At 66.4% G+C, this 21,329-nt stretch carries 22 protein-coding genes; 4 read left to right on the top strand and 18 right to left on the bottom strand.

What is annotated here, in order from left to right; all coding sequences use genetic code 11:
* The 7 genes from rlmD to surE form a co-directional block, all read right to left on the bottom strand.
* The gene (gene rlmD / locus V6V88_RS12780) at nucleotides 1–1,494 is read right to left on the bottom strand and encodes a 23S rRNA (uracil(1939)-C(5))-methyltransferase RlmD (protein WP_062841175.1); all 1,494 of its coding nucleotides are present in this window, start codon (nucleotides 1,492–1,494) and stop codon (nucleotides 1–3) included.
* Nucleotides 1,495–1,721: 227 nt separating this feature from the next.
* Nucleotides 1,722–2,474: a TorF family putative porin gene (locus V6V88_RS12775; protein WP_062841176.1), complete on the bottom strand. Its 753-nt coding sequence runs from the start codon at nucleotides 2,472–2,474 to the stop codon at nucleotides 1,722–1,724.
* Between the two features lie 349 nt (nucleotides 2,475–2,823).
* The gene (locus tag V6V88_RS12770) at nucleotides 2,824–3,465 is read right to left on the bottom strand and encodes a hypothetical protein (RefSeq protein WP_062841177.1); all 642 of its coding nucleotides are present in this window, start codon (nucleotides 3,463–3,465) and stop codon (nucleotides 2,824–2,826) included.
* Nucleotides 3,466–3,656: 191 nt separating this feature from the next.
* Nucleotides 3,657–4,436 (bottom strand): 3'-5' exonuclease, encoded by a 780-nt coding sequence (locus V6V88_RS12765; RefSeq protein ID WP_056317371.1) that lies wholly within the window; start codon nucleotides 4,434–4,436, stop codon nucleotides 3,657–3,659.
* On the bottom strand, nucleotides 4,433–5,290 hold the full coding sequence (locus tag V6V88_RS12760) for a peptidoglycan DD-metalloendopeptidase family protein (protein WP_062841178.1): 858 nt from the start codon (nucleotides 5,288–5,290) through the stop codon (nucleotides 4,433–4,435). The genes V6V88_RS12765 and V6V88_RS12760 overlap by 4 nt, the downstream gene beginning before the upstream one ends.
* A gap of 16 nt (nucleotides 5,291–5,306) precedes the next feature.
* On the bottom strand, nucleotides 5,307–6,131 hold the full coding sequence (locus V6V88_RS12755) for a protein-L-isoaspartate(D-aspartate) O-methyltransferase (protein ID WP_062841179.1): 825 nt from the start codon (nucleotides 6,129–6,131) through the stop codon (nucleotides 5,307–5,309).
* Nucleotides 6,116–6,874 (bottom strand): 5'/3'-nucleotidase SurE, encoded by a 759-nt coding sequence (gene surE / locus V6V88_RS12750; protein ID WP_062841180.1) that lies wholly within the window; start codon nucleotides 6,872–6,874, stop codon nucleotides 6,116–6,118. The genes V6V88_RS12755 and surE overlap by 16 nt, the downstream gene beginning before the upstream one ends.
* 94 nt (nucleotides 6,875–6,968) lie before the next feature.
* On the opposite strand from surE, the gene plsY reads away from it, so the two are divergent.
* Complete coding sequence (plsY, locus tag V6V88_RS12745; RefSeq protein WP_062841181.1) at nucleotides 6,969–7,607, top strand: glycerol-3-phosphate 1-O-acyltransferase PlsY; 639 nt, start codon at nucleotides 6,969–6,971, stop codon at nucleotides 7,605–7,607.
* A gap of 51 nt (nucleotides 7,608–7,658) precedes the next feature.
* On the opposite strand, the gene tsaD is transcribed toward plsY, so the two are convergent.
* On the bottom strand, nucleotides 7,659–8,690 hold the full coding sequence (tsaD, locus tag V6V88_RS12740) for a tRNA (adenosine(37)-N6)-threonylcarbamoyltransferase complex transferase subunit TsaD (protein WP_056317357.1): 1,032 nt from the start codon (nucleotides 8,688–8,690) through the stop codon (nucleotides 7,659–7,661).
* A gap of 110 nt (nucleotides 8,691–8,800) precedes the next feature.
* On the opposite strand from tsaD, the gene V6V88_RS12735 reads away from it, so the two are divergent.
* Entirely contained in the window at nucleotides 8,801–10,093 is a 1,293-nt protein-coding gene (locus V6V88_RS12735) for an NCS2 family permease (RefSeq protein ID WP_056317354.1), read from the top strand.
* 102 nt (nucleotides 10,094–10,195) lie between these two features.
* Here the strand turns inward: V6V88_RS12735 and V6V88_RS12730 are convergent, their stop codons facing one another.
* On the bottom strand, nucleotides 10,196–10,549 hold the full coding sequence (locus V6V88_RS12730; protein ID WP_062841183.1) for a VOC family protein: 354 nt from the start codon (nucleotides 10,547–10,549) through the stop codon (nucleotides 10,196–10,198).
* 237 nt (nucleotides 10,550–10,786) lie between these two features.
* Between V6V88_RS12730 and V6V88_RS12725 the strand changes: the two genes are divergently transcribed.
* Together V6V88_RS12725 and V6V88_RS12720 are read left to right on the top strand one after the other, a co-directional pair.
* Complete coding sequence (locus V6V88_RS12725) at nucleotides 10,787–11,809, top strand: LLM class flavin-dependent oxidoreductase (protein ID WP_062841184.1); 1,023 nt, start codon at nucleotides 10,787–10,789, stop codon at nucleotides 11,807–11,809.
* A gap of 166 nt (nucleotides 11,810–11,975) precedes the next feature.
* Entirely contained in the window at nucleotides 11,976–12,350 is a 375-nt protein-coding gene (locus V6V88_RS12720) for a thioredoxin family protein (protein ID WP_006388150.1), read from the top strand.
* Nucleotides 12,351–12,458: 108 nt separating this feature from the next.
* Here the strand turns inward: V6V88_RS12720 and V6V88_RS12715 are convergent, their stop codons facing one another.
* The 9 genes from V6V88_RS12715 to tadA all read right to left on the bottom strand — a co-directional run bounded on the left by V6V88_RS12715 (nucleotide 12,459) and on the right by tadA (nucleotide 21,275).
* Nucleotides 12,459–13,046 carry a YigZ family protein gene (locus V6V88_RS12715; protein WP_056318721.1) on the bottom strand — a complete coding sequence of 196 codons (588 nt, stop codon included), beginning with the start codon at nucleotides 13,044–13,046 and terminating at the stop codon, nucleotides 12,459–12,461.
* Between the two features lie 78 nt (nucleotides 13,047–13,124).
* On the bottom strand, nucleotides 13,125–13,943 hold the full coding sequence (locus V6V88_RS12710; RefSeq protein WP_142055443.1) for a transporter substrate-binding domain-containing protein: 819 nt from the start codon (nucleotides 13,941–13,943) through the stop codon (nucleotides 13,125–13,127).
* A 16-nt stretch (nucleotides 13,944–13,959) separates the two neighbouring features.
* Nucleotides 13,960–14,733 carry an ABC transporter permease gene (locus V6V88_RS12705; protein ID WP_056317341.1) on the bottom strand — a complete coding sequence of 258 codons (774 nt, stop codon included), beginning with the start codon at nucleotides 14,731–14,733 and terminating at the stop codon, nucleotides 13,960–13,962.
* The gene (locus V6V88_RS12700) at nucleotides 14,730–15,728 is read right to left on the bottom strand and encodes an ABC transporter substrate-binding protein (RefSeq protein ID WP_056317339.1); all 999 of its coding nucleotides are present in this window, start codon (nucleotides 15,726–15,728) and stop codon (nucleotides 14,730–14,732) included. Before V6V88_RS12700 ends, V6V88_RS12705 begins: the two co-directional genes overlap by 4 nt.
* Before the next feature lie 67 nt (nucleotides 15,729–15,795).
* Nucleotides 15,796–16,566, bottom strand: coding sequence for an ABC transporter ATP-binding protein (locus V6V88_RS12695; protein ID WP_062841186.1), 771 nt, complete (start codon nucleotides 16,564–16,566; stop codon nucleotides 15,796–15,798).
* Nucleotides 16,567–16,671: 105 nt separating this feature from the next.
* Entirely contained in the window at nucleotides 16,672–17,898 is a 1,227-nt protein-coding gene (locus tag V6V88_RS12690) for an MFS transporter (RefSeq protein ID WP_280003434.1), read from the bottom strand.
* A 185-nt stretch (nucleotides 17,899–18,083) separates the two neighbouring features.
* Nucleotides 18,084–19,688, bottom strand: coding sequence for an ABC-F family ATPase (locus tag V6V88_RS12685; RefSeq protein ID WP_056318719.1), 1,605 nt, complete (start codon nucleotides 19,686–19,688; stop codon nucleotides 18,084–18,086).
* A 79-nt stretch (nucleotides 19,689–19,767) separates the two neighbouring features.
* Nucleotides 19,768–20,829: an LD-carboxypeptidase gene (locus V6V88_RS12680; protein ID WP_338619417.1), complete on the bottom strand. Its 1,062-nt coding sequence runs from the start codon at nucleotides 20,827–20,829 to the stop codon at nucleotides 19,768–19,770.
* On the bottom strand, nucleotides 20,826–21,275 hold the full coding sequence (gene tadA / locus V6V88_RS12675; RefSeq protein ID WP_338619596.1) for a tRNA adenosine(34) deaminase TadA: 450 nt from the start codon (nucleotides 21,273–21,275) through the stop codon (nucleotides 20,826–20,828). Before tadA ends, V6V88_RS12680 begins: the two co-directional genes overlap by 4 nt.
* Nucleotides 21,276–21,329 lie beyond the last annotated feature (54 nt).

The raw sequence follows: 21,329 nt of genomic DNA, 5'->3' as shown, positions 1-21,329 counted from the left end.
TTACTGACCCGGCTGCGCCTCGGCGGCGACGCGCGCCTCGTAGGCCTCGGTGGCGGCCTGCTTGGCCGCCGCCTTTTCGGCCGCCGCGGCTAGCCTGGCTTGCTCGGCAGCCGCCGCTTCGGCTGCCGCGGTGGCCGCACGCTCACGGGCGCGCGCTTTCGCTTCCAGCACGCCCTGCGCGTCAAGCGTCTCGAACACGGCGATGGATTCCACATGGCCGGTGTGCGGGAACATGTTGATCACGCCCGCGCTCTTGAGCACGTAGCCGCCCTCGTGAACCAGGATGGCCGCGTCCCGCGCCAGCGTGGCCGGGTTACAGGACACGTAGACAATCCGGCGCGGACGTTCTTCGTACGACAGGTCGGACAGCGCCTGCGACACCGCGTGCGCGCCTTCACGCGGCGGGTCGATCAACATGCGGTCGAAGTAGCCCAGGCTGCGCAGCCAGGCGGCGTCGACTTCGAAGAGGTTCAGGGTGGCGAAGCTGGTGCGATCGCCCAGGCCGTGGCGCGACGCCGCGTCAAACGCGCGATCGGTCAGCGCCTTGCTGCCTTCTACGCCGACGGCCTCGCGGCCTTGCGTGGCCAGCGGCAACGTGAAGTTGCCCAGGCCACAGAACAGGTCGGCCACGCGGTCGGTGGGCTGCACTTCCAGCAGCTTCAGCGCCCGCGACACCATCGCCCGGTTGATGGCGTGGTTCACCTGCGTGAAGTCGGTCGGACGGTAAGGCATGCGCAGGCCGAATTCCGGCATGCTGTAGGACAGCGTGTCATTGTGCTCGCGCTCCAGCGGGTGCACCGTGTCCGGGCCCTTGGCCTGCAACCACCATTGCACGTTGTGCTTGGCCGCAAAGGCGCGCAGGATCGCGATGTCGCCGTCGGTCAGCGGCAGCAGATGCCGCAGCACCAGCGCCGTCACGCCCTCGCCGAGCGCCACTTCGATCTGCGGCATGCGGTCGGGCGCAGACATCGAGGCGATCATTTCGCGCAGCGGGATCAGCAGATCGCTGACGTGGCGGGGCAGCACATGGCATTCGCGCATGTCGGCCACGTAGCTGCTCTTGCGTTCGTGAAAGCCCACGAGCACCCCGCCCTTCTTGGGCACCACGCGCACGGACAGGCGCGCGCGGTAGCGGTAACCCCAGGTCGGGCCCTGCAGCGGCGCCAGGATGAGCGCCGGACGCAGCTTGCCGACATGCCAGAAGGTGTCTTCAAGCGCGCGCTGCTTGATGGCCACCTGCGTGGTGGGTTCCAGGTGCTGCATGGCACAGCCGCCACAGACGCCGAAATGCGGGCAGCGTGGCACCACGCGTTGCGACGAGGGATGCAGTACCTCGTCCACCCGGGCCGTCTCGTAGGAGGGCTTGCGGCGCAGCGTGACCGCGGTGACCCGTTCGCCCGGCAAGGCGCCTTCCACGAAAATGACCTTCCCGTCGCGGCGGGCGATCCCCCTGGCTTCCAGGTCCAGGGATTCGATATTCAAAACGTCAGACATCTCACGCAGTCCAGAATTGCACGCAACCCGTGATTGTAGAAGGACTTCGCGTATTCCCGGAAATCGGGTGTGACGGGGCCGGAGCGGCGAGGCCCACCCCGCCCTGCCCGGCGTCGCGCCGCACATCGCACGCGCAAAAAAAGGGGCTGTTCCGGAATGCCGCCAGACCCGGCGGCGTTCCGGAGCAACCCCAAAGGCCGGCGCTTTTGACGGCGCCGCCACGGATATCAGAATGCGCGGGCCACCGAGAAGACGGCGCCGATGCGGCCGGACGGATGGCCGTACTTGGTGGGCAGCCAGTTGTCCTTGGTGGCGCCGACGGCGGCCAGGCCGAGGATCCAGCCCTTCAGGTCCTTGGTCACGCCCAGCTTGTAGTCGACGTAATGGCCGATCGAGTCGCCGTCCATGTTGGTCTGGTTCTTGAGCTTCTGGTAGCCCAGGTGGCCCAGCAATCCCCAGCCGTCGCCCAGGTCGAACGTGGCCGTGCCGTCCAGGTACCAGGTTCCCTTGCTGTCCGGCGTGCTGAAAAAGTCGCTGGGCGTGTACGAATACTTGAGGCTGTAGTTGCCGTAGGACGCGCCCAGGTACAGGTCGGTGTTGTTGTAGTTGCCGCCCTTGGGAGAGCTGGAGCCGGGATAGTAGTAATGCAGCACGCCCGCATCCAGGGTGAACCCGCCGCCGACATCGCCCTTCCAGCCGCCGTAGAAGTCCATTTCCAGGTTGCCGTCGGTGAACACGAAGTCGGAGACGTTGGAGTTCCAGTTGCCCAGGTAGAAGCCCGAGCTGTGGTTCAGGTCAAAGCCCAACTGCACGGCGGGACGGAAGTCGGTCTGCGAATAGCCGCGGAAGCGGTAATCGCTGACTATGGTGGCGTTACCGCTGAGCGAAAAGCCGCCACCCAGGTCGGTGGGTTCGGCTTGCGCCACACCTGCAAAACAAGCGGCAAGCGCGAGGGGCAAGGCTAGCAACGTCTTATTCATGGTGCGAAGGTCCTGATCGGATAGTCGGGAGAGCGGACGGCGCGCGGCGCGTCCAGCTGGCCGGCCTGTGCAGGTAAAACCGGCTCAAATCCCTTCAAGCAATGTCCGTGCCAGGTTTCGGCTCCATTGCGCAACCCGCCGCAGCGTCCTTCGGACCTGGCAATGCACCATGCTGGTGCCCTCTTATGGGGCGCAGCCAGGGCCCATGCGTCAAAACGGGGAAATCCGGCCCGGCCTGGCCTGGCTTGCGGGCAAAACAAACACCCCGGCACGCGTGAAGCGTGCCGGGGTGCGTTCAAGCGGAGCGTTGCCCCGTGTTGCGGCCAGTGATGGCCTGGGGCGTTGCTGCTCAGTTGGCCTGGGGTGCGACAGGCGGCGGAGGCGGCGGCACGTCGCCAGCGGCCGGCGGGGGCGGCGGCATGCCAGGGCGGCCCTTGCCGGCCGCACGGCCTTCCATCTTGGCGTGGCGTTCGGCCATGCGCGCTTCGCGCTCCTTGACGATCTTGGTTACCTGGGCGCGTTGCGTGTCGTTCAGGCTATCCCAGACGGCCAGCCATTGGTCGCGAACCTGCTTGGCCTGCGGCTCAAACGCGTCGCGGCGCTTTTCCGACTGGTCGATGAGGGCGCGAGGATCGAGCTTGCCGCTGTCCAGCTGCGCCTTGAGCAAGTCGTGGCGCTTGCCGCCGGCGGCACGCATGGCTTCGTGCAGGCTGCGCTGGCTGTCCTGGGCGGTCTTGAAAAGGGCCTCCTGCTTGGCGTCGAGTTTCAGCTCGGCAACCTGTGCCTTGGACACGGGGCCGAGTCCGGGGATGAGCAGGCCGTCGCGCATGCCCTTGTGGAAACCACCGCCGCGATGGCCTTCGTGCATGGCGGCCGGTCCGCCGTCAGCGGGCGGAGGCGGCGCGGCCATGGCGGAGCCAGCCGCGAAACCGCTCGACGCGGCGACGATTGCAAGGACGGCCAGATTGGAGCGGATAGCGAATCGGGACATGTAGGTCTCCTGAAAGTGAAGAAAGCGAGGCCATTGTGCGATCCCGCTGGTTTCATCCAGGTTTCGTTTGCGGCCGTCTTGTTTCAGTCGATTGCTTGCCCCGCAGACGCGAGAACGGGGCCCTCGAAGGCCCCGTCCGCATGCTGTCCCATCCACGCAATGGGTCGGCATCAGTGAGCAGCTGGCGCGGGTCAGCCCGCGTCCCAGGCCGCCATGTATTCCTTCCAGTGCGGGGCATCGCTGGCGCCAAGCGTGTCGCGCACCAGCGCAATTTCGGCCTCGTAGGCCGTGCGGTCCAGTTCGCCGCGCAGGAAGCGGAAGCGGCAGTACACCAGCCACGTATTGACGACGTCGGTTTCGCAATACGCCCGCACTTCGTCGGCGCGGCCTGTGCTCCAGGCCTCCCACACCTTGCTGCCATCCATGCCCAGCTTGCCGGGAAAGCCGCACAGCTTGGCCAGTTCGTCGAGCGGCGCGTTGGCGCGGCCGTTGTACTTGGCCAGCACGTCCATCAGATCGACATGCCGCGTGTGGTAGCGGGAGATGTAGTTGTTGAACTTGAAGTCGCGGTCTTCTTCGCCCATGTCCCAGTAGCGCGGCGCGGGCACGCCCTGGATCAGGCTGCGGTAATGCAGCACGGGCAGGTCGAAGCCCGACCCGTTCCAGCTGACCAGGCGAGGCGTATAGCGTTCGATGGTCTTGAAAAAACCCGCAAGCAGCGCCGCCTCGGGATCGTCCGGCTGGCCCAGCGTCTTGACGCGAAATCCCTGGTCGTCGCGGAACACGCAGCCCACCACCGCCACCTTGTGCAGGTGCAAGGGCAGGAAGTCATGACCCACGGCCTCACGCCGGGCCGTCAGCGCACGCTCGACCACTTCCTGGTCGGGCACGTCGGCGCCCCAGCCGTTGAGCTTGCGCAGCCCGTCGGCGTCGGGGATGGTTTCGAGGTCGAATACCAGGGTGGGCGTCATTTGGGCGGCAGGTATTGCATCGGGTCCACCGGCGTACCCTGGCGGCGGATCTCGAAGTGCAGGCGCGGCGAGGTGGTGTCGCTTTGGCCCAGCTCGGCGATCTTGGCGCCGCGCTTGACCGTCTGGCCGGTCTTCACGAGCAGCGCGCGGTTGTGCGCGTACGCCGTGATGAAGCCGTTCTGGTGTTCGACGATGATGAGGTTGCCCAGGCCGCGCACGCCGTTGCCGCTGTACTTGACCAGCCCATCGGCCGCGGCGGTGATCGGGTCGCCCAGCGCACCGGCGATATCGATGCCCTTGCTGCTGCTGTTAAAGCCCTGCACGATCTGGCCGTTGGCCGGCCAGGCCCAGTTGATGACGCCCGCATCGGCCGCGCGAGGCGCCGGCTTGGTGTCCACGGGCGCCGGAGGCGCAGTGGGGGTGGCGTCGGGCGCGGGCGTGGTGGCCGCGGGTGTTTCGGGCTGGTCCAGCGGACGCGGCTGCGGCTTGGCGCCGGAAATCGGCGCGGTTTGCGCGCCACCGGTGGCGCCGCCGGACATGCGCAGCACCTGCCCCACCGAGATCTGGTTGGGATCGCTGATGTTGTTCCAGCGCTTGATGTTTTCGATGTCGACGTTGTTGGCGCGGGCGATCTTGTAGAGCGTGTCGCCCGGCTTGACCACATAGCTGCCGGACGTCGCCGTCGGCGCGGGTTGCCCGCCGGTCATGTCGACCACCGGGGCACGAGTACCTTTGGATGCGCAGCCGGCCAGGATGGCGAGGCTGAGGACCCCCACTGCAAAGAGCGGGCGGCGCAGGCGCGTCATGGACGCGCCCAAATTCATATCGGTCAGTTGCAACTGCCCGTTGAGCATACGTTTCTCCTGTTGCTCAAGATTGTATTCCGGACCGTAGCGGCACAAAGCGCACGGCCTCTAGTTCGGTTCGTTTCCAGCTTGCCGCGCCCGTGCGTTCGATCAGAACCAGGCGCTGGTTCGAGCCCCCTTCGGGAGCGATGAGACGGCCTCCCGGAGCAAGCTGCGTCAGCAGCGCTTGCGGGATGGCCAGACCTGCGGCAGCCACAACGATAGCATCGAACGGCGCCACGCCGGGCAGCCCCAAGGTGCCGTCGCCATAGACGAGGCGGATCCTTGTGGTGAGCCGCAAGGCGCGTAAATGCTCGCGCGCCAGCTCGTACAAACCGCGGATGCGTTCGATGGTGTGGACGTCGCGCACGAACTGCGCGAGCACTGCGGCCTGATACCCGCAACCGGCTCCGACCTCGAGCACACGGGTGGGCGCGCGGTCTTCGCAAGCAGCCGCGATCATACGCGCGACGACCCACGGCTGGGAAATGGTTTGCGAGTGGCCGATGGGCAAGGCCGCGTCTTCGTAGGCGCGGCTGGCAAGCGCCTCGTCAACGAACAGGTGGCGCGGCACCGCGGCCATGGCGTTCAGGACGCGCTCGTCCGTGATGCCTTGGGTGCGCAGACGCTGGACCATGGCCTGGCGCAACCGTTCGGAGTTCAGACCCAGATTGCTGCCCGCCTGCGGCAGCGGCGCCTGCGCTTGCCGGGGCAGCGTGGCGGCGGAAATTCGCGTGTTGCTGTTGGCCGGCGTGTAGCCCGGACCGAGCCGGCCGGCGTCGTGGCGGGCAGCGCTGGCGCGGCTGGCCGCGCCGGGGGTGAGGTCCGGCTGGCTTATCCGTTTGCGCATAGCGGCTCCGCCCAGGTGCGGATCTCGTCAAGCTGGCTGTGCTGCGTCAGGTCCAGGCGCAAGGGCGTGACCGACACGATGCCCTGCTCGACGGCATGAAAGTCCGTGCCGGGCGTGGCGTCCGCGGCCAGGCCGACCGGCCCGATCCAATAGACCGTGTCGCCGTAGGGCGTGGTCGTGCGCACGACGGGCTGCGACGGATGCCGCTTGCCCAGCCGCGTGACCGCAAAACCGTGCATGTCTTCGAAGCGGCGGTTGGGGATGTTGACGTTGAGCAGCACCGGCGCCGCGAGGGGCTGGGCCAGATGGCGCTCGACCACCAGGCGGGCTGCGCGCGCGGCCGATTCGATGTGCTCCCAGCCTTTTTCCGCCAGCGAGAACGCGATGGCGGGAATGCCGAACAGATAGCCTTCGCTGGCCGCGGCGACGGTGCCCGAATAGAGGGTGTCGTCGCCCATGTTGGCGCCGTTGTTGATGCCCGACACGACGAGGTCGGGACGCGCGTCCATGAGACCCGTCAGCGCGACGTGGACGCAATCGGACGGCGTGCCGTTGACCGCGATGAAGCCGTTGGAGGCCGTGCGCACCGACAGCGGCCGGTTCAGCGTGAGCGAGTTGGAGGCGCCGCTGTGGTTGGTCTCGGGGGCGACGACGGTCAAATCGCCCAGCCCTTCCAGCGCCGCCACCAGCGCCTCTAGGCCGGGGGCCGAATAGCCATCATCGTTCGAAACCAGAATTCGCATTGTGCATCCGAAAGAAAATAAAACGCGGGTGACGCTGCGGATTGTACCCGCGGTAGAATCCGCAGCCATTACTACAACAACGGACTCCCTTTCCATGGCGATAACCGAACCTTCCCTGGCGTTTACCATTGCGCTCGTCGTGCTGGCCTACCTGATCGGCTCCGTGCCGTTCGCCGTGGTCGTCAGCAAGCTGATGGGCCTTCAGGACCCGCGCAGCTACGGGTCCAAGAACCCCGGCGCCACCAACGTGCTGCGCACCGGCAACAAGACCGCCGCCGCGCTGACGCTGCTGGGGGACGCCGCCAAGGGATGGTTTGCGATCTGGCTGGCCGAAAAGCTGGCGCCGGGCATCGGTCCCGTCGCCCTGGCCTGCGTGGCGCTGGCGGCCTTCATCGGCCACCTGTACCCCGTGTTCCTGGGGTTCAAGGGCGGCAAGGGCGTGGCCACCGCGCTGGGCGTGCTGGTGGCGATCCAGCCCTGGCTGGCCGTGGCTACCGCCGCGACCTGGCTGATCGTCGCCATTTTCTTCCGGTATTCGTCGCTGGCGTCGCTGGTCGCCGCATTTTTTGCCCCGGTGTACTACGTGTTTGGGTCGGGCCTGGCCTGGCAGGCGCAGCCCGCGCTGGGCGTGGCCCTGGCGGTCATCGGCATCCTGCTCTTCTACCGCCATCGCGCCAACATCGCCCGCCTGATCCAGGGGACCGAAAGCCGCATTGGCAGCAAGAAGAAATAATTCCCCGAACGGGTATTGATAGAACGGGCGGCCTTGGCCGCCCGTTTCATTTCAGGCGATATCAGCCAGATCCCAGCGGGGCTTGACCGTGAAGCTGTGCGCGCTGGCGTCCAGCGTCGCCAATCCCGCCTTGACCCGCTCGGCCGCCGCGAACGCGATCATCGCCCCGTTGTCGGTGCACAGCTCCAGGGGCGGAAAGTACGCGCGCGCCTTGAGCGGCTTGAGCGCGGCATCCAGTTTGGCGCGCAGGAGCTGGTTGGCCCCCACGCCGCCGGCCACCACCAGCCGCCGCAGGCCGGTCTGCTTCAAGGCGCGGATGGACTTGGCCGCCAGCACTTCCACGATGGCCGCCTGCGTGGCCGCGGCCAGGTCCGCGCGGGTCTGATCGTCCAGGCCGCCGTTCTGTTCGGCCGCCTTGACCCGGGTCAGGACGGCCGTTTTCAGACCGCTGAAACTGAAATCCAGGTCGCCGCTGTGCAGCATGGGCCGCGGCAGGTCAAAGCGCGACGCATCGCCGCTGGCGGCCAGCCGGGACAGCGCCGGTCCGCCCGGATAGCCCAGGCCCATCAGCTTGGCGGATTTGTCGAAGGCCTCGCCCGCGGCGTCGTCCAGCGTTTCGCCCAGGAGTTCGTAGCGCCCCACCCCGTCCACCCGCATGAGCTGGGTATGCCCGCCAGACACCAGCAAGGCGATGAAGGGAAATTCGGGCCGGGGATCGGCCAGCATCGGCGACAGCAGATGGCCTTCAAGGTGATGGATGCCGATGGCCGGCAGGCCGCGGGACCAGGCGAACGCCTGCGCCACGCTCGCGCCGACCAGCAAGGCGCCGGCCAGGCCGGGGCCGGCCGTATAGGCCACCGCCCCGACATCGGACATCTGAATGCCCGCCTCTTCCAGCACCTGGCGGGTCAGCGGAATCACGCGCCGGATGTGGTCGCGCGAGGCAAGTTCCGGCACCACGCCCCCGTATTCCTGGTGCATGGCGATCTGGGTGTGCAGCGCGTGCGCGAGCAGGCCGCGTTCCGTACAGACGGCTGCGACGCCGGTTTCGTCGCAGGAGCTTTCAAAGCCGAGAATGATCATGGCGGCAGAGTTTACAACTGATGCGAAAATACGCCTGTTCTTGAATGGGACGGGGGATGCGCCCCCGCCCGACACAACCTGAAAATCCTGCAAAAACCCTGGGGACTCGAATGCTGGAGAAGCTATTCAAGCTGCGTGAGCACGGCACGACCGCAAGAACGGAAGTCGTTGCCGGCCTGACGACATTCCTGACGATGTCGTACATCATCTTCGTCAATCCGGACATCCTGTCCTCGACCGGCATGGACCGCGACGCCGTGTTCGTGGCCACGTGCCTGGCCGCCGCGCTGGGGTCGCTGGTGATGGCGTTCATTGCCAACTGGCCGATCGGCATGGCGCCCGGCATGGGCCTGAACGCGTTTTTCGCCTTCACCGTGGTCAAGACCATGGGATACACCTGGGAGCAGGCACTGGGCGCCGTGTTCATCTCGGGTGTCATCTTCCTTTTCCTGACGATATCCGGCATCCGGGTCTGGCTGGTCAAGGGCATCCCGCATTCACTACGCAGCGCGATTGCCGCGGGCATCGGGTTGTTCCTGGCCATTATCGCGCTATCGAGCGCCGGAATCGTGGTCGCGCATCCGGCCACGAAGGTCACGCTGGGCAACCTCACGACGCACGGCCCGCTCTTTGCCATCCTGGGCTTTTTCGTGATCGCATCCCTGGACGCGCTGCGCGTGCGCGGCGCCATCCTGATCGGCATCATCGTCGTCACCGTGCTGTCGATGGTGCTGGGCTACAACGAGTTCAAGGGCATCTTCTCGGCGCCGCCCAGCCTGTCGCCCACGCTTTTCAAGCTGGACATCATGGGCGCCCTGCACTCCGGGTTCGTGCACGTGATCCTGGTGTTCGTGCTGGTCGAGGTGTTCGATGCGACCGGCACGCTGGTGGGCGTGGCCAAGCGCGCGGGACTGGTGCCCGAAGACCGGCCCAACCGCCTGGGCCGCGCGCTGTTCGCGGACAGCACGGCCATCGTTGCCGGCTCGATGCTGGGCACCAGCAGCACCACGGCGTATGTCGAGAGCGCGTCCGGCGTGCAGGCCGGCGGCCGCACCGGCATGACCGCGCTGATCGTGGGCCTGCTGTTCCTGGCCGCGCTGTTCATTTCGCCGCTGGCGGGCGCCGTGCCGGCTTACGCCACCGCCCCCGCCCTGCTCTACGTCGCCGGGCTGATGATGCGCGAGCTCATCGACATCGACTGGAACGACGTCTGCGAGGCCACGCCGGCCGCGCTGACCGCGCTGGTCATGCCGTTCACGTATTCCATCGCCAACGGCATCGCCTTCGGTTTCATCAGCTACGTGGTGCTCAAGACCGCCACGGGCAAGATGCGCGACGTGCACCCGGCCACGTGGCTCGTGGCCGTGCTGTTCGTGATCCGCTACGCGTTCTTCCCGGAATAAGCGCAGAGGCTTGGCAAGGTGTCAGACACCCTGGCGGCGCCTTGCCAACCTGGCAGTCACGTCTGGCAGGGTGTCAGACACCTTGGGCAGGTGTCTGACACCTCATTGTGCGGTCCACACCGCCAATTCGTAGCCGTCCAGGTCTGTGAAATGGAAGCGGCTGCCGCCCGGAAAAGTGAATTCGTCGCGGCTGATGCGCCCGCCCGCGGCCAAAATGCGCTGCCGGATTGCGGCCAGGTCGTCGCCGTACAGGATGACAAGCGGACCGCCGGGGCGCACCGCTTCGCCGGTCGTGAAGCCGCCCGTCAGACGGCCATCGGAAAACTCGGTGTAGGCAGGACCGTAATCCGTGAAGGTCCAGCCGAAGACGTCGCCATAAAAGCGCTTGCTGCGGGCAATGTCCGCGACGTTGAACTCGATGTTGTCGATCTGGTTGTTCTTGCCTCTTGCGCCCATCCGAGCCTCCTGTGTCCGTGTGGCATGCGACCCAAAACGCGGCCGAAAAGCCGCGTTTTTTCTTTGGCTATTGTAGGGATCGGAAAATTCAATCAACCCGGCCAAGGGCATGGTTGCTGGCAGGCGCCGTTGAATTCGCCGATACACTCCCCATGTAGATCAGCATATGGAGTTCATTTTGCGCCCTTCCCCCTTCCCCGCGCTGCACGCCTGTATTGACCCGGTAAAGGCGCCCGCATGAGCGCCCTGGCGAACGTCCCCTTTTCCGTGCTGGACCTGGCCCCGATTGTGCAGGGCCGCGATGCCGCGGACGCCTTCCGCAATACGGTTGCGCTGGCGCAGCATGTCGAGCAGCTGGGCTACAACCGTTTCTGGCTTGCCGAGCACCACAACATCAACGGCGTGGCCAGCAGCGCCACGGCCGTCCTGATCGGACACGTGGCCGGCCACACCCGCACGCTGCGCGTCGGTTCGGGTGGCGTCATGCTGCCCAACCACGCGCCGCTGATCATTGCCGAACAATTCGGCACGCTTGAAACCCTGTACCCCGGACGCATCGACCTGGGCCTGGGCCGCGCGCCGGGCAGCGATGGCGCCACGCAGCAGGCGCTGCGCCGCAGCCCGCGCAGCGGCCTGGAGTTTCCCGCGCTGGTCGAGGAACTGCGCGCATTCCTTGCGCCGTCGCGGCCCGGCCAGCCCGTGCGTGCGATTCCCGGCGAAGGCCTGGACATCCCGATCTGGTTGCTCGGGTCTAGCGACTTCAGCGCGCGCATGGCGGCCGAGTTGGGTCTGCCCTTCTCGTTCGCGGGCCATTTCTCGCCGGAAGGCATGGCCGCGATGCGCTTGTACCGTCACTTGTTCAAGCCTTCCAAGACGCTGTCGCGCCCTTACGCCATGATCGGCGTGCCGGTCATTGCCGCGGAATCCGACGAAGCCGCCCGCTTCCAGTCCACCACGCAGCAATTGAAGTTCCTGTCGCTGGTGCGCGGCCATCGTCTGCAGTTGCAGCCGCCCGTCGAAAGCATGGACGGCTTGTGGAACGAATGGGAGCGTGAAGCGGTCAATCAAAGATTGGGCGCTGCGATCGTGGGCGGCCCGGACACCGTCAAGCGCAAACTCGAAGCGCTGGTCGCGGAAACGCAAGCCGACGAGGTCATGATCGTGTCCGACTTCTACGACATCGCAGACCGCCTGCGCTCTTTCGAGATCGTCGCGTCCTTGAAAAACGGCGCGGGCGTCTCGACTCAATCCGCGGCCTGAGGGCCGCAAACCGCGCTTTGCACAGCGCCAACCATTGCGACGCAGCCTTCACCGGTTCTACTATTGCCTAACAAGCACCTGGCAACTACGCGTCGCCGCAATACGCCGGGACGGAAACCGGCGTTTTCAGCCACTGCTTTTCGCCGCCCCGCGGCAAGGATTCCACATGAGTATTGTTGAACTCACCAAAGACAGCTTCCAGGAAGCCATCACGCCCGACGGCACCCTGATCGTCGATTTCTGGGCGCCCTGGTGCGGCCCGTGCCGCGGCTTTGCCCCGGTCTTCGAACAGGCTGCCACCGAGCATCCGGACGTCACGTTCGCCAAGGTGAACACCGATGTGGAGCAGGAACTGGCCGGCGCGCTGGGCATCCGCTCGATTCCCACGCTGATGGTTTTCCGCGAAAAGGTTCTGCTGTTCTCGCAACCGGGCGCCTTGTCCGGCGGCCAGCTCAATGAGCTGCTCGCCAAGATCAAGGAAGTGGACATGGAAAAGGTCCACCAAGAAATCGCCGCGGCGCAAGACAGCCAGGACGCGTAAACACCAAGGGGCCCTCACCGGGCCCCTTCCTTTTGCACTAGGTCAGTGCAGCCCCACCGTTGCGCAAGCCGTGGCGCATCCCGGCCTGCGCCCACGCGCGCGGCCGGGCTAGGACACCACTTCCCACCCGGACCGGCCGCGCGTGATGTTGGCCGCGGTGACTTCCAGGTCCGGCACGGCCGCGCGCGGCACCGTGAACGTGAGCACGACGCCATCGGCGTTGTAGTCTTCCTGCCCGATGGCGGCGCCTGCCTGCGCCAGCCGCGATTTCAGCAGCGCCATTTCCGCAAAGCCGCAGGCGCAGCGCACGGTCGCAAGATCGACGATTTCGGTGCGCTCTCCCAACCGCAGGCAATTGGCCGCGCATCCGCCGTATGCCCGCACCAGTCCACCCGCACCGAGCTTGATTCCGCCATACCAGCGGACCACCAGCACCGCGACGCGGTCCATGTCCTGGCCTTCGATGGCCTGCAGGATCGGCCGGCCGGCCGTGCCGCCGGGCTCGCCATCGTCATTGAAGCGGTATTCCTGTCCGATGCGGTACGCCCAGCAGTTGTGCGTGGCCTCGGGATCGCTATGCTCGGCAAAGAAGCGCATGGCGTCGTCGATCGTGGCGACCGGCGCGGCATACGCGGCAAAGCGGCTTTTCTTGATGTCTTCCTGGTAGGTGCAGGGAGCGGTCAACGTGTGCGTCATGCCCGGCATTGTAAGTGCGCGGATCGCGTGTCCGCATGCCCGGGCGGCGTGGCCGCGCGCAGTGGCCATGAGGCCGCATCAGCCGTGGCAGTCGGGGACTTCCTGATCCAGATAGACGTCGAAGGCGACGTCGCGCGCCCATTTCGTGGTCATGGCCTTCCACGCGCCGGCGCGGTCCCAGGCGCGCATCTCCTGGCCGAGCCAGGCGCGCGAGGCTTCGTCCCGCGCAGGCACAAGCCACACGCGCTCCTGGCGGGCGCCATCCGCGGCCAGTGTCGAGGAAAACTTCTTCCATTCCGGAAAACGCATGAGGGGCTCCCACACGGCGTCGTCGACCAGGCCGATGTCGCACTCGCCTTCGCGCACGGCAACGAGCGCGTCCGACGGCACGCGATAGGTCTTGACGGCCGCGCCCCAGCTTTGCGCCAGGGCTTTGGCCTGCGTGGCCGCCTCGGCCATGCACACGCTGCGGCCCTGCACGTCGGCGGGCTTGCGCAGCCGCGTGTCGCTGCGGATCACCGCCTTGGGCCGCGCAGCATAGCCGGTGGCTTGCACCGCGACGGCCTGCGGCTGTCCGTCGGCATTGTCGGCCAGCACCAGATCCACTTCGCCGGCGGCGAGCGCCCGGGCGGCGTCGCGCGCCGGCACCTGCACCAGACGCACGGGCAGTTTCAGGCTTGCGCCCAGCCTTTCGGTGATGGCCGCATCCAGCCCTTCCGGCGTGCGGATCTTGGCGCCCGCGACGGGCGGCGCAGCCAGGTACGGCACGCCCACGACCAGTTCGCCGCGCGTGCTGGCCGCCGCGAAGACATTGGACTGCACCGCGGGCTGAGCTTGCGCCAAGCCCGCGGCCAGAAGGCCGGCGGCAAGGACGAATGGGCGGATGCAGGACAACATGACGGGCTTTGCGACCTTAGACGTACTGGTAACGCAGCAGGCGATGCTTGAGGTTTTCAAGCACGAACTGGTCGATCAGGGCGGCCAGCACGGCGATGACGAGGATGTTGGTCATGACCCCGGTCATGTCGGCGATTTCGCCCGAATACGCCAGCGACCGGCCCAGCCCCTTGCCGAAGCCGATCAGCATTTCAGCCGAGATCAGCGCCCGCCAGGCATTGCCGAACGCCAGTTGCGCGCCGGTGATGAGCTCGGGCATGACCGCGGGCAGATACACCCGCTTGATCAGCCCCCAGCGGGTCGCGCCCATGACGCGCGCCGCCGAGACGTGCACGCGCTGAACGGATTCGGTCGCGTTCATCACGCTGAGCGCGGCCGGGAAAAACGCCGCCAGCGCCACGACCACGATGATGGGCGTATTGCCAAAGCCCATCACGATGAGAAACAGCGGCACCCACGCGATGGACGGAATCGACTGCAGGATGACGATGGCGCTGCGCAGCACTTCGCGAAAGAAGAACAGCACGGCTGCCACGAGGCCGAAGCCGACACCAGCGGCCAGGGCCAGCCCGTAACCTGCGCCCAGGCGTCCCAGCGTGCCCAGGAGGCTTTGGTGGAACGACTGCTTGCCCAGGTCTTCGAACAGACGTTCGACCACGGCGGGCACGCCGGGCATCAGGAAGTCAGGCAGCGCGAAGGCCGCCAATTGCCAGATGGCCAGAATGAACAGGACGCCCAAAACGCCCGCAAGATGCTTGCGGGCGCCGGTCACTCGGGTAGACGCGCTCAAAGCTTGCGAGCCTCTTGCCAGGACAGGTCGACGATGCTGGAGACGTCGTACGGCTTGCCGTCGCGCGTCTTGAGCGATCCCTGGGCTTGCAGGATGTCAGCGATTTCCTGCATGCGCGCCGTGTCTTTCTCGGTCAGCTTGGGCGTGAACACCTGCGTGCTGATGGCCTCGGAAATGACCGTTTCGCGCGGCAGCTCGCCACGGTTCAGCGTCTTGAGCGTGGGCTCGGCAATGAAGTAGGACGCGATCAGCTTGGAAGCCTGCGCGGGTTCCTTCTGCAGCAGCGTGATGGCCTGATTCTGCGCGTCCAGCGCCTTCCAGACGTCGTCCTTGCGCTTGGCCAGCGTTTCGCCGGACGTGATCACGACCATGCACGGGAACGGCCACGCCTCGCCCACTTCATAGATCTGCTTGACCGGCGCGATCAGCTGCGCGATGCGGTCGTAGGGTTCGAACAGGAAGGCGGCGTCCACGCGCTTGCCCACCAGCGACTGCACGGCCACGGCCGGGCTCACACCCATGACGTTGACGTCGTCGGCCGTCAGGTTGCCCGACTTGAGCACGACGCCCTTGAGCACCACGTCAGCGGTGCTGCCTTCGGCCTGCGAGGCCAGCGTCTTGCCCTTCAGGCCGGCGATGTCCTTGATGCCCGAATCGTCGCGCACGATCAGCGAGTGATAGCCCTGTTGCGCGCCGCCCACCACCTTCAGGTCCGCGCCCTTGGACGCCCAGGCGACCGCGTTGGTAAAGCCCAGCACGCCGATGTCGAGCTGGCCGCCGACGATGGCCTTGATGAGGTCGGTGCCCGATTTGAATTCGATGAGTTCGGAATCCAGGCCGGCCTTTTTGTAATAGCCGCCCTCTTGCGCGACGATGGCCTGCGCATCATCCATCACGCGCAGGTAACCCACGCGGAACTTTTCGGCGGCCATCGCGGGGGCAGCCGCCAGCAGCGCCGCGGCCAGCGGCAGGGACAACCATTGCTTCAATTTCATCAGGAGCTCCAGGAAATTCAGGAAGCGGCCGCGCCCGGGCGTGGCCGCAGGGTATTGGTATGAAGGATCAAGCCGCCAGCGCGATGTCCGAGTGCGCGTCCGCGCCACCGACCCCGATGCCCAAGAGGCGCAGGATCTCGCGCTTTTCAGCGGCCAGGTCGGACAGGTCGTGCGTCTTGGCGCGATGCGCCAGGTTGAACTCGCGCAGCACCCGCGCCGGGCGCGGGCTGAAGACGACGATGCGATCGGCCAGGAACAAGGCCTCGTCGACGTCGTGGGTCACCAGCAGCACGGTGGGCTTTTCCTGCGCGATAAGCTGGCGCAGCACGTCCTGCAGGGCCAGGCGGGTCAGCGCGTCCAGCGCGCCGAAGGGTTCGTCCATCAGCATGGTCTGCGGCTGCGCGATGAACGCGCGGGCCAGCGCGGCGCGCTGGCGCATGCCGCCGGACACCTGATGGGGATAGTAGTGTTCGAAGCCCGCCAGGCTGACGCGCGCCAGCCATTCGCGCGCCGCCTCGCGGGCGCGCTTCTTGGGCGTGTTCTGGAATTCCAACGCCAGCGCCACGTTGTCTTCCAGGGTCAGCCAGGGATACAGGGCGTGTTCCTGGAACACCAGCGTGCGGCTGGGATGGGGACCGGCGACCTTAGTGCCGTCGGCCAGCACGCTGCCCTGCGTGGGCATTTCAAGCCCTGCCGCCAGATGCAGCAAAGTGGACTTGCCGCAACCGGACGGGCCGACCAGCGCGACCAGCTCGCCGGTCTTGAATTCACTGGTAAAGCCGTCGACGACAGGCAAGTCGCCGAACTGCTTGTGGACGTTGTCGAAAATAAGGTTCATGGACGAATCGTCAGGGCGCGAGAAAACGAGCCTCAAATCTAACAATTCGTTATATGAATCCAAACGATCAATATCGCATGTCTTAACTTCTTCCAGTAATAAAGATCAGGCTGACGAGGCCGTCGCCTGTCCACGCGTGGCGGCCCGCTGCAATCCGAACGCAATCAGCAAGCCCATCGTGACCGACAGGGAGGCCGCCAGGAAGATCGCCGGATAGCCGAATCCGCTGGAGATGTAGCCGGCGATGGGACCGGTCACGCCCAAGGCGAGATCCAGGAAGGCCGAATAGGCGCCCAGCGCGGCGCCGCGGCTGCCGGCCGGCACGCGCGCCACGGCTTCGACGCCGATGGCCGGAAACACCAGCGCAAAGCCGCTGCCGGTAAGCGCGGCGCCCAGCAGCGCCATGCCTGGGTTGGGCGCCAGCCACAGCAGCAACAGACCGGCAGCCTCCACCACGAACGACACCTGCGCGACCCGGAAGCCGCCAAAACGGGTGATCGTGCCGGCAAACAGCAGCCGCACGCCGATGAAGGCGCCGCCGAACGCGCTGAGCGCATTCGCGGCGCCCTCCCAGGAGGCGCTGGCGTAATACAGCGCAACGAATGCCGCCAACGTGCCAAAACCCACCGACCCCAGGCCCAGCGCCATGCCATGCGGAAACACCCGCAGCACCACGCTCTTGAAGGCCATCCGGTGGCCGCCCACGATGGCGACGGCGGGCCGCAGCATCGCCAGTCCCAAACCCGCCAGACCCAGCAGCAGCACCGCACCGCCCAGCGCGCCCATGCTCCAGTGCTTTTCAAGCTGCACGCCGAGCGGGGCGCCGAGCGCCAGCGCGCCATAGGTGGCGATGCCATTCCACGAAATGACGCGTGCCGTGTGCAGCGGCCCTACCCGCGCAATGGCCCAGGTGGCCGAACCGGTGCCCACCCAGCTCTCGCCGAAGCCCAGCGCCAGACGGCTCAGAATGATGGCCGCCAGACTCAGCCAGGCGGTGCGCTCGAAGGCATAAGCCAGCAGCAGGAAGACGCCACTGATCGCGCAGGCGGCCATGCCGATGACGACGGTCTGCTTGGGGCCGACCATGTCGGCCATCCGGCCGGCGTGCGAGCGGCTGAGCAAGGTCGCCACGTACTGCACGCTGATCGCCAGGCCCGCCAGCACGGAGCCATAGCCCAGGTTGCCGTGCACGTAGCCCGGCAGCACGGCCAGCGGCAGGCCGATGGCCAGATAGCAGATGAAGGTGAAGAAGGCGATGGCTACGATGCGGGCCGTCAGGGTGAACGTGCCGATCTGCGCGCCATCGGGCGCGGCATGCTGAGAGGGAGACATTTGGGGACAAAGGCAGGCCTGGCCGGACAGGCGCCAGGATCGGGGCGGATGATAGCGCAGCGCGGTTTGCGGCCGGCTGAATGCGCGCGCCGCGCCGTGGCTGGCGCGCTGGGCCGCGGCAGGCGGGCTCAAATGCAGAAGCGGCGCACGAGTCCGTGCGCCGCTTCAGGCGAACCGTCCGGGAATCAGGCCTCGATGCCGCGCGAGGACAGGTAGTCTTCGTAGCCGCCTCGGTAGTCGACGATCTCGCCCGAAGGCAGGATCTCGATCACGCGCGTGGCCAGGCCCGACACGAATTCGCGGTCATGCGACACGAACACCAGCGTGCCTTCGTACTTTTCCAGCGCGAACTGCAGCGATTCGATCGATTCCATGTCCAGGTGGTTGGTCGGCTCGTCGAGCAGCATGACGTTATGCCGGCCAAGCATCAGGCGGCCGAAGGTCATGCGGTTCTTTTCGCCGCCGGACAGCACCTTGGGCGCCTTGGGCAGGTCATCCGCCGAGAACAGCAGGCGGCCCAGCACCGAACGGATCGACTGGTCGTCGTCGCCCGGCTGGCGGTGGTCGCCCATCCAGTCCAGCAGGTTGATGTCGGTCTGCAGGAATTGGTCGGAAACGTCCTGGGCCATGTAGCCGAGGTCGGCATTGTCCGACCATTTGACCGTGCCCGAATCGGGCTGCAGGTCCTGCGCCAGCAGGCGCAGCAGCGTGGTCTTGCCCACGCCGTTGGCGCCGATGATCGCGATCTTCTCGCCGGCGTCGACCATGGCCGAGAACTTGGTGATGACCGGCGCATCGTAGGCCTTGGTCAGGTTTTCGACGGTGACGGCCAGGCGGTGCATGACCTTGTTCTGCTCGAAGCGGATGTACGGATTCTGGCGCGACGAGGGCTTGACCACTACCTGGTCGGCCTTGATGCGGTCGATCTGCTTCAGGCGGGACGTGGCCTGGCGCGACTTGGACTTGTTGGCGGCAAAGCGGCGCACGAAGTCCTGCAGTTCAGCGACGCGTTCCTTGGCCTTGGCGTTGTTGGCGACCAGGCGTTCGCGGGCCTGGGTGCTAGCCAGCATGTAGTCGTCGTAGTTGCCGGCGTAGATGCGGATTTCACCGTAGTCCACGTCGGCCATGTGCGTGCACACCTGGTTCAGGAAGTGACGATCGTGGCTGATGATGATCATCGTGCTCTGGTAACCGTTGAGCACGTTTTCCAGCCAGCGGATCGTGTTGATGTCCAGGTTGTTGGTGGGTTCGTCCAGCAGCAGGACGTCGGGGTTCGAGAACAGCGCCTGCGCCAGCAGCACGCGCAGCTTCCAGCCCGGCGCCACTTCGCGCATCGGCAGGTTGTGCTGGTCGACGGCGATTTCCAGGCCCAGCAGCAGTTCGCCTGCGCGGGCTTCGGCGGTGTAGCCGTCGTACTCGGCGAACTTGGCTTCCAGATCGGCGGCGCGCATGTAGTCGTCTTCGGTCGCCTCCGGGTTCGCGTAGATCGCGTCGCGCTCGGACATGGCCTGCCACATTTCGGTGTGGCCCATCATCACCACATCAAGCACGCGCACGTCTTCAAAGGCGAACTGGTCCTGGCGCAGCTTGCCCAGGCGCACGCCCGGCTCAAGCGCGACGTTGCCGCCGGAGGGTTCGAGATCGCCGCCGATGATCTTCATGAACGTAGACTTGCCGGACCCATTGGCCCCGATCAGCCCGTACCGGTTGCCTTCCCCGAACTTGACGCTGACGTTCTCGAAAAGGGGCTTGGGACCGAACTGGATGGTGAGATTGGCGGTGGATATCACGGTGTATGTACGTTTGAAGGCGCCCGAAGGCGCATGCGGGAAAACCTGCTAGTGTAGCAAACGCGCTGCGAACCGCCGATCAGTGATGATGTTCGTCCAGCACCAGGTGAGCCAGGCCCTTCTCGGTGGCGATCCCGACCTTCTGGCCGATCGGCAACGTGGCCTTGGTGGCGACGTGGCCGTACGGCAGCCCGGTAATCACCGGCACCTTCACCGTCTTGCGCAGCCAGGCCACGACCTCGTGCAGATCGTAACCCTTGTCGTGCGGCGCCAGCTTGTATTCCGTAAAACGTCCCAGCACGATCGCCTTCTGGCGCGCCAGGATGCCGGCCTGCCACAGCTGGATCAGCATGCGTTCGACGCGGTACGGATGCTCGGCCACGTCTTCAAGGAACAGGATGCCGCCGCGGATCTTCGGCATGTAGGGCGTGCCCAGCAGCGACGTCAGCATGGCCAGGTTGCCGCCCCACAGGATGCCGCGCGCGTCCACCGGGTCGGCGTCCGGTGTTTCGAAGCTGAGGATCTCAAGTTCGCCGCGCATCAGCTCGCCGAACAGCGCCTCGGTCAGATCATCGACCTTCTTGCCGCCGAAGTCCTGGACTGCGGTGGCGCCGGTGTAGCTGACCGCCCCGGTCTGCGCCAGCAGGCCCAGGTTGAAGGCGGTGAAATCGCTCATGCCGACGAAACGCTTGCCGCTGTCGGCCATCGCCTTCCAGTCGATGGCGTGCAGCAGCCGGCCCAGACCGTAACCCCCGCGGGTCACCATGACGATCGGCAGCTTCTGCTTGGCCGCGCGCGTCAGGCTGGCCAGCCGCTGCGCGTCGGTGCCGGCAAACCGCTGATGTTCGGCCAGCGCCGTGCGGTCCAGCGCCGTCTTGAAGCCCTGCTGCGCCAGCCGTTCGCGCGCCAGCGTCACGGTGGCGGGATCGCGCACGGCGGACGACGGGGAAATCAGGTAGATGCCGCGGGCGTCCGGCTGCGGGCCGTGATGGTGGTCGTGGTCGTGATCATGGCCGCATGCGTCGCCGCAGTCCGGGCCGTGATCGTGCGGATGATCGTGGGCCGCGGGGACATCGGCCTTTGCGCGGCGCGCCTTGGTGGCGGGCTTGGCGGCAGGCTGGGCGGCTTTGGGGGTACTCATGCGATGGATTCCTTGGCGCGGCGTTCGCGGAAGAACCGGCGCAGCAGATCGCCGCAAGGTTCGGCCAGCACGCCGCCGGTGACTGAAGTGTGATGATTGAGCTTGGGCACGGATCCGACGTCCAGCACGCTGCCGCAGGCGCCGGTCTTGGGATCGTAGGCGCCGAACACGACACGGGCCAGGCGCGCGTGCAGCATGGCGCCGATGCACATGACGCAGGGCTCGAGCGTGACGTAGACGGTGATGCCGGGCAGCCGGTAGTTTTCAAGCTGGCGCGCGGCCCCGCGCAAGGCGACGATCTCGGCGTGCGCGGTCGGGTCGTGGTCGATGATGGTGCGGTTGTAGCCGCGCCCCAGGATGTCGCCCTGGGCGGAAACAACCAGCGCGCCCACCGGCACCTCGCCGACGTCGTACGCCGCCTGGGCCTGTTCCAGCGCCAGGGTCATGAATCGGGCGTCCTGCTCGGTCCAGGGCAGGACCACGGCGGGCGCGGCCAGCAC

Source organism: Achromobacter sp. E1 (assembly GCF_037039475.1).
Lineage (GTDB): Bacteria > Pseudomonadota > Gammaproteobacteria > Burkholderiales > Burkholderiaceae_B > Achromobacter > Achromobacter mucicolens.
Note: the sequence above shows the minus strand (reverse complement) of the source record. Positions and strands in the feature narration are given on the sequence as shown.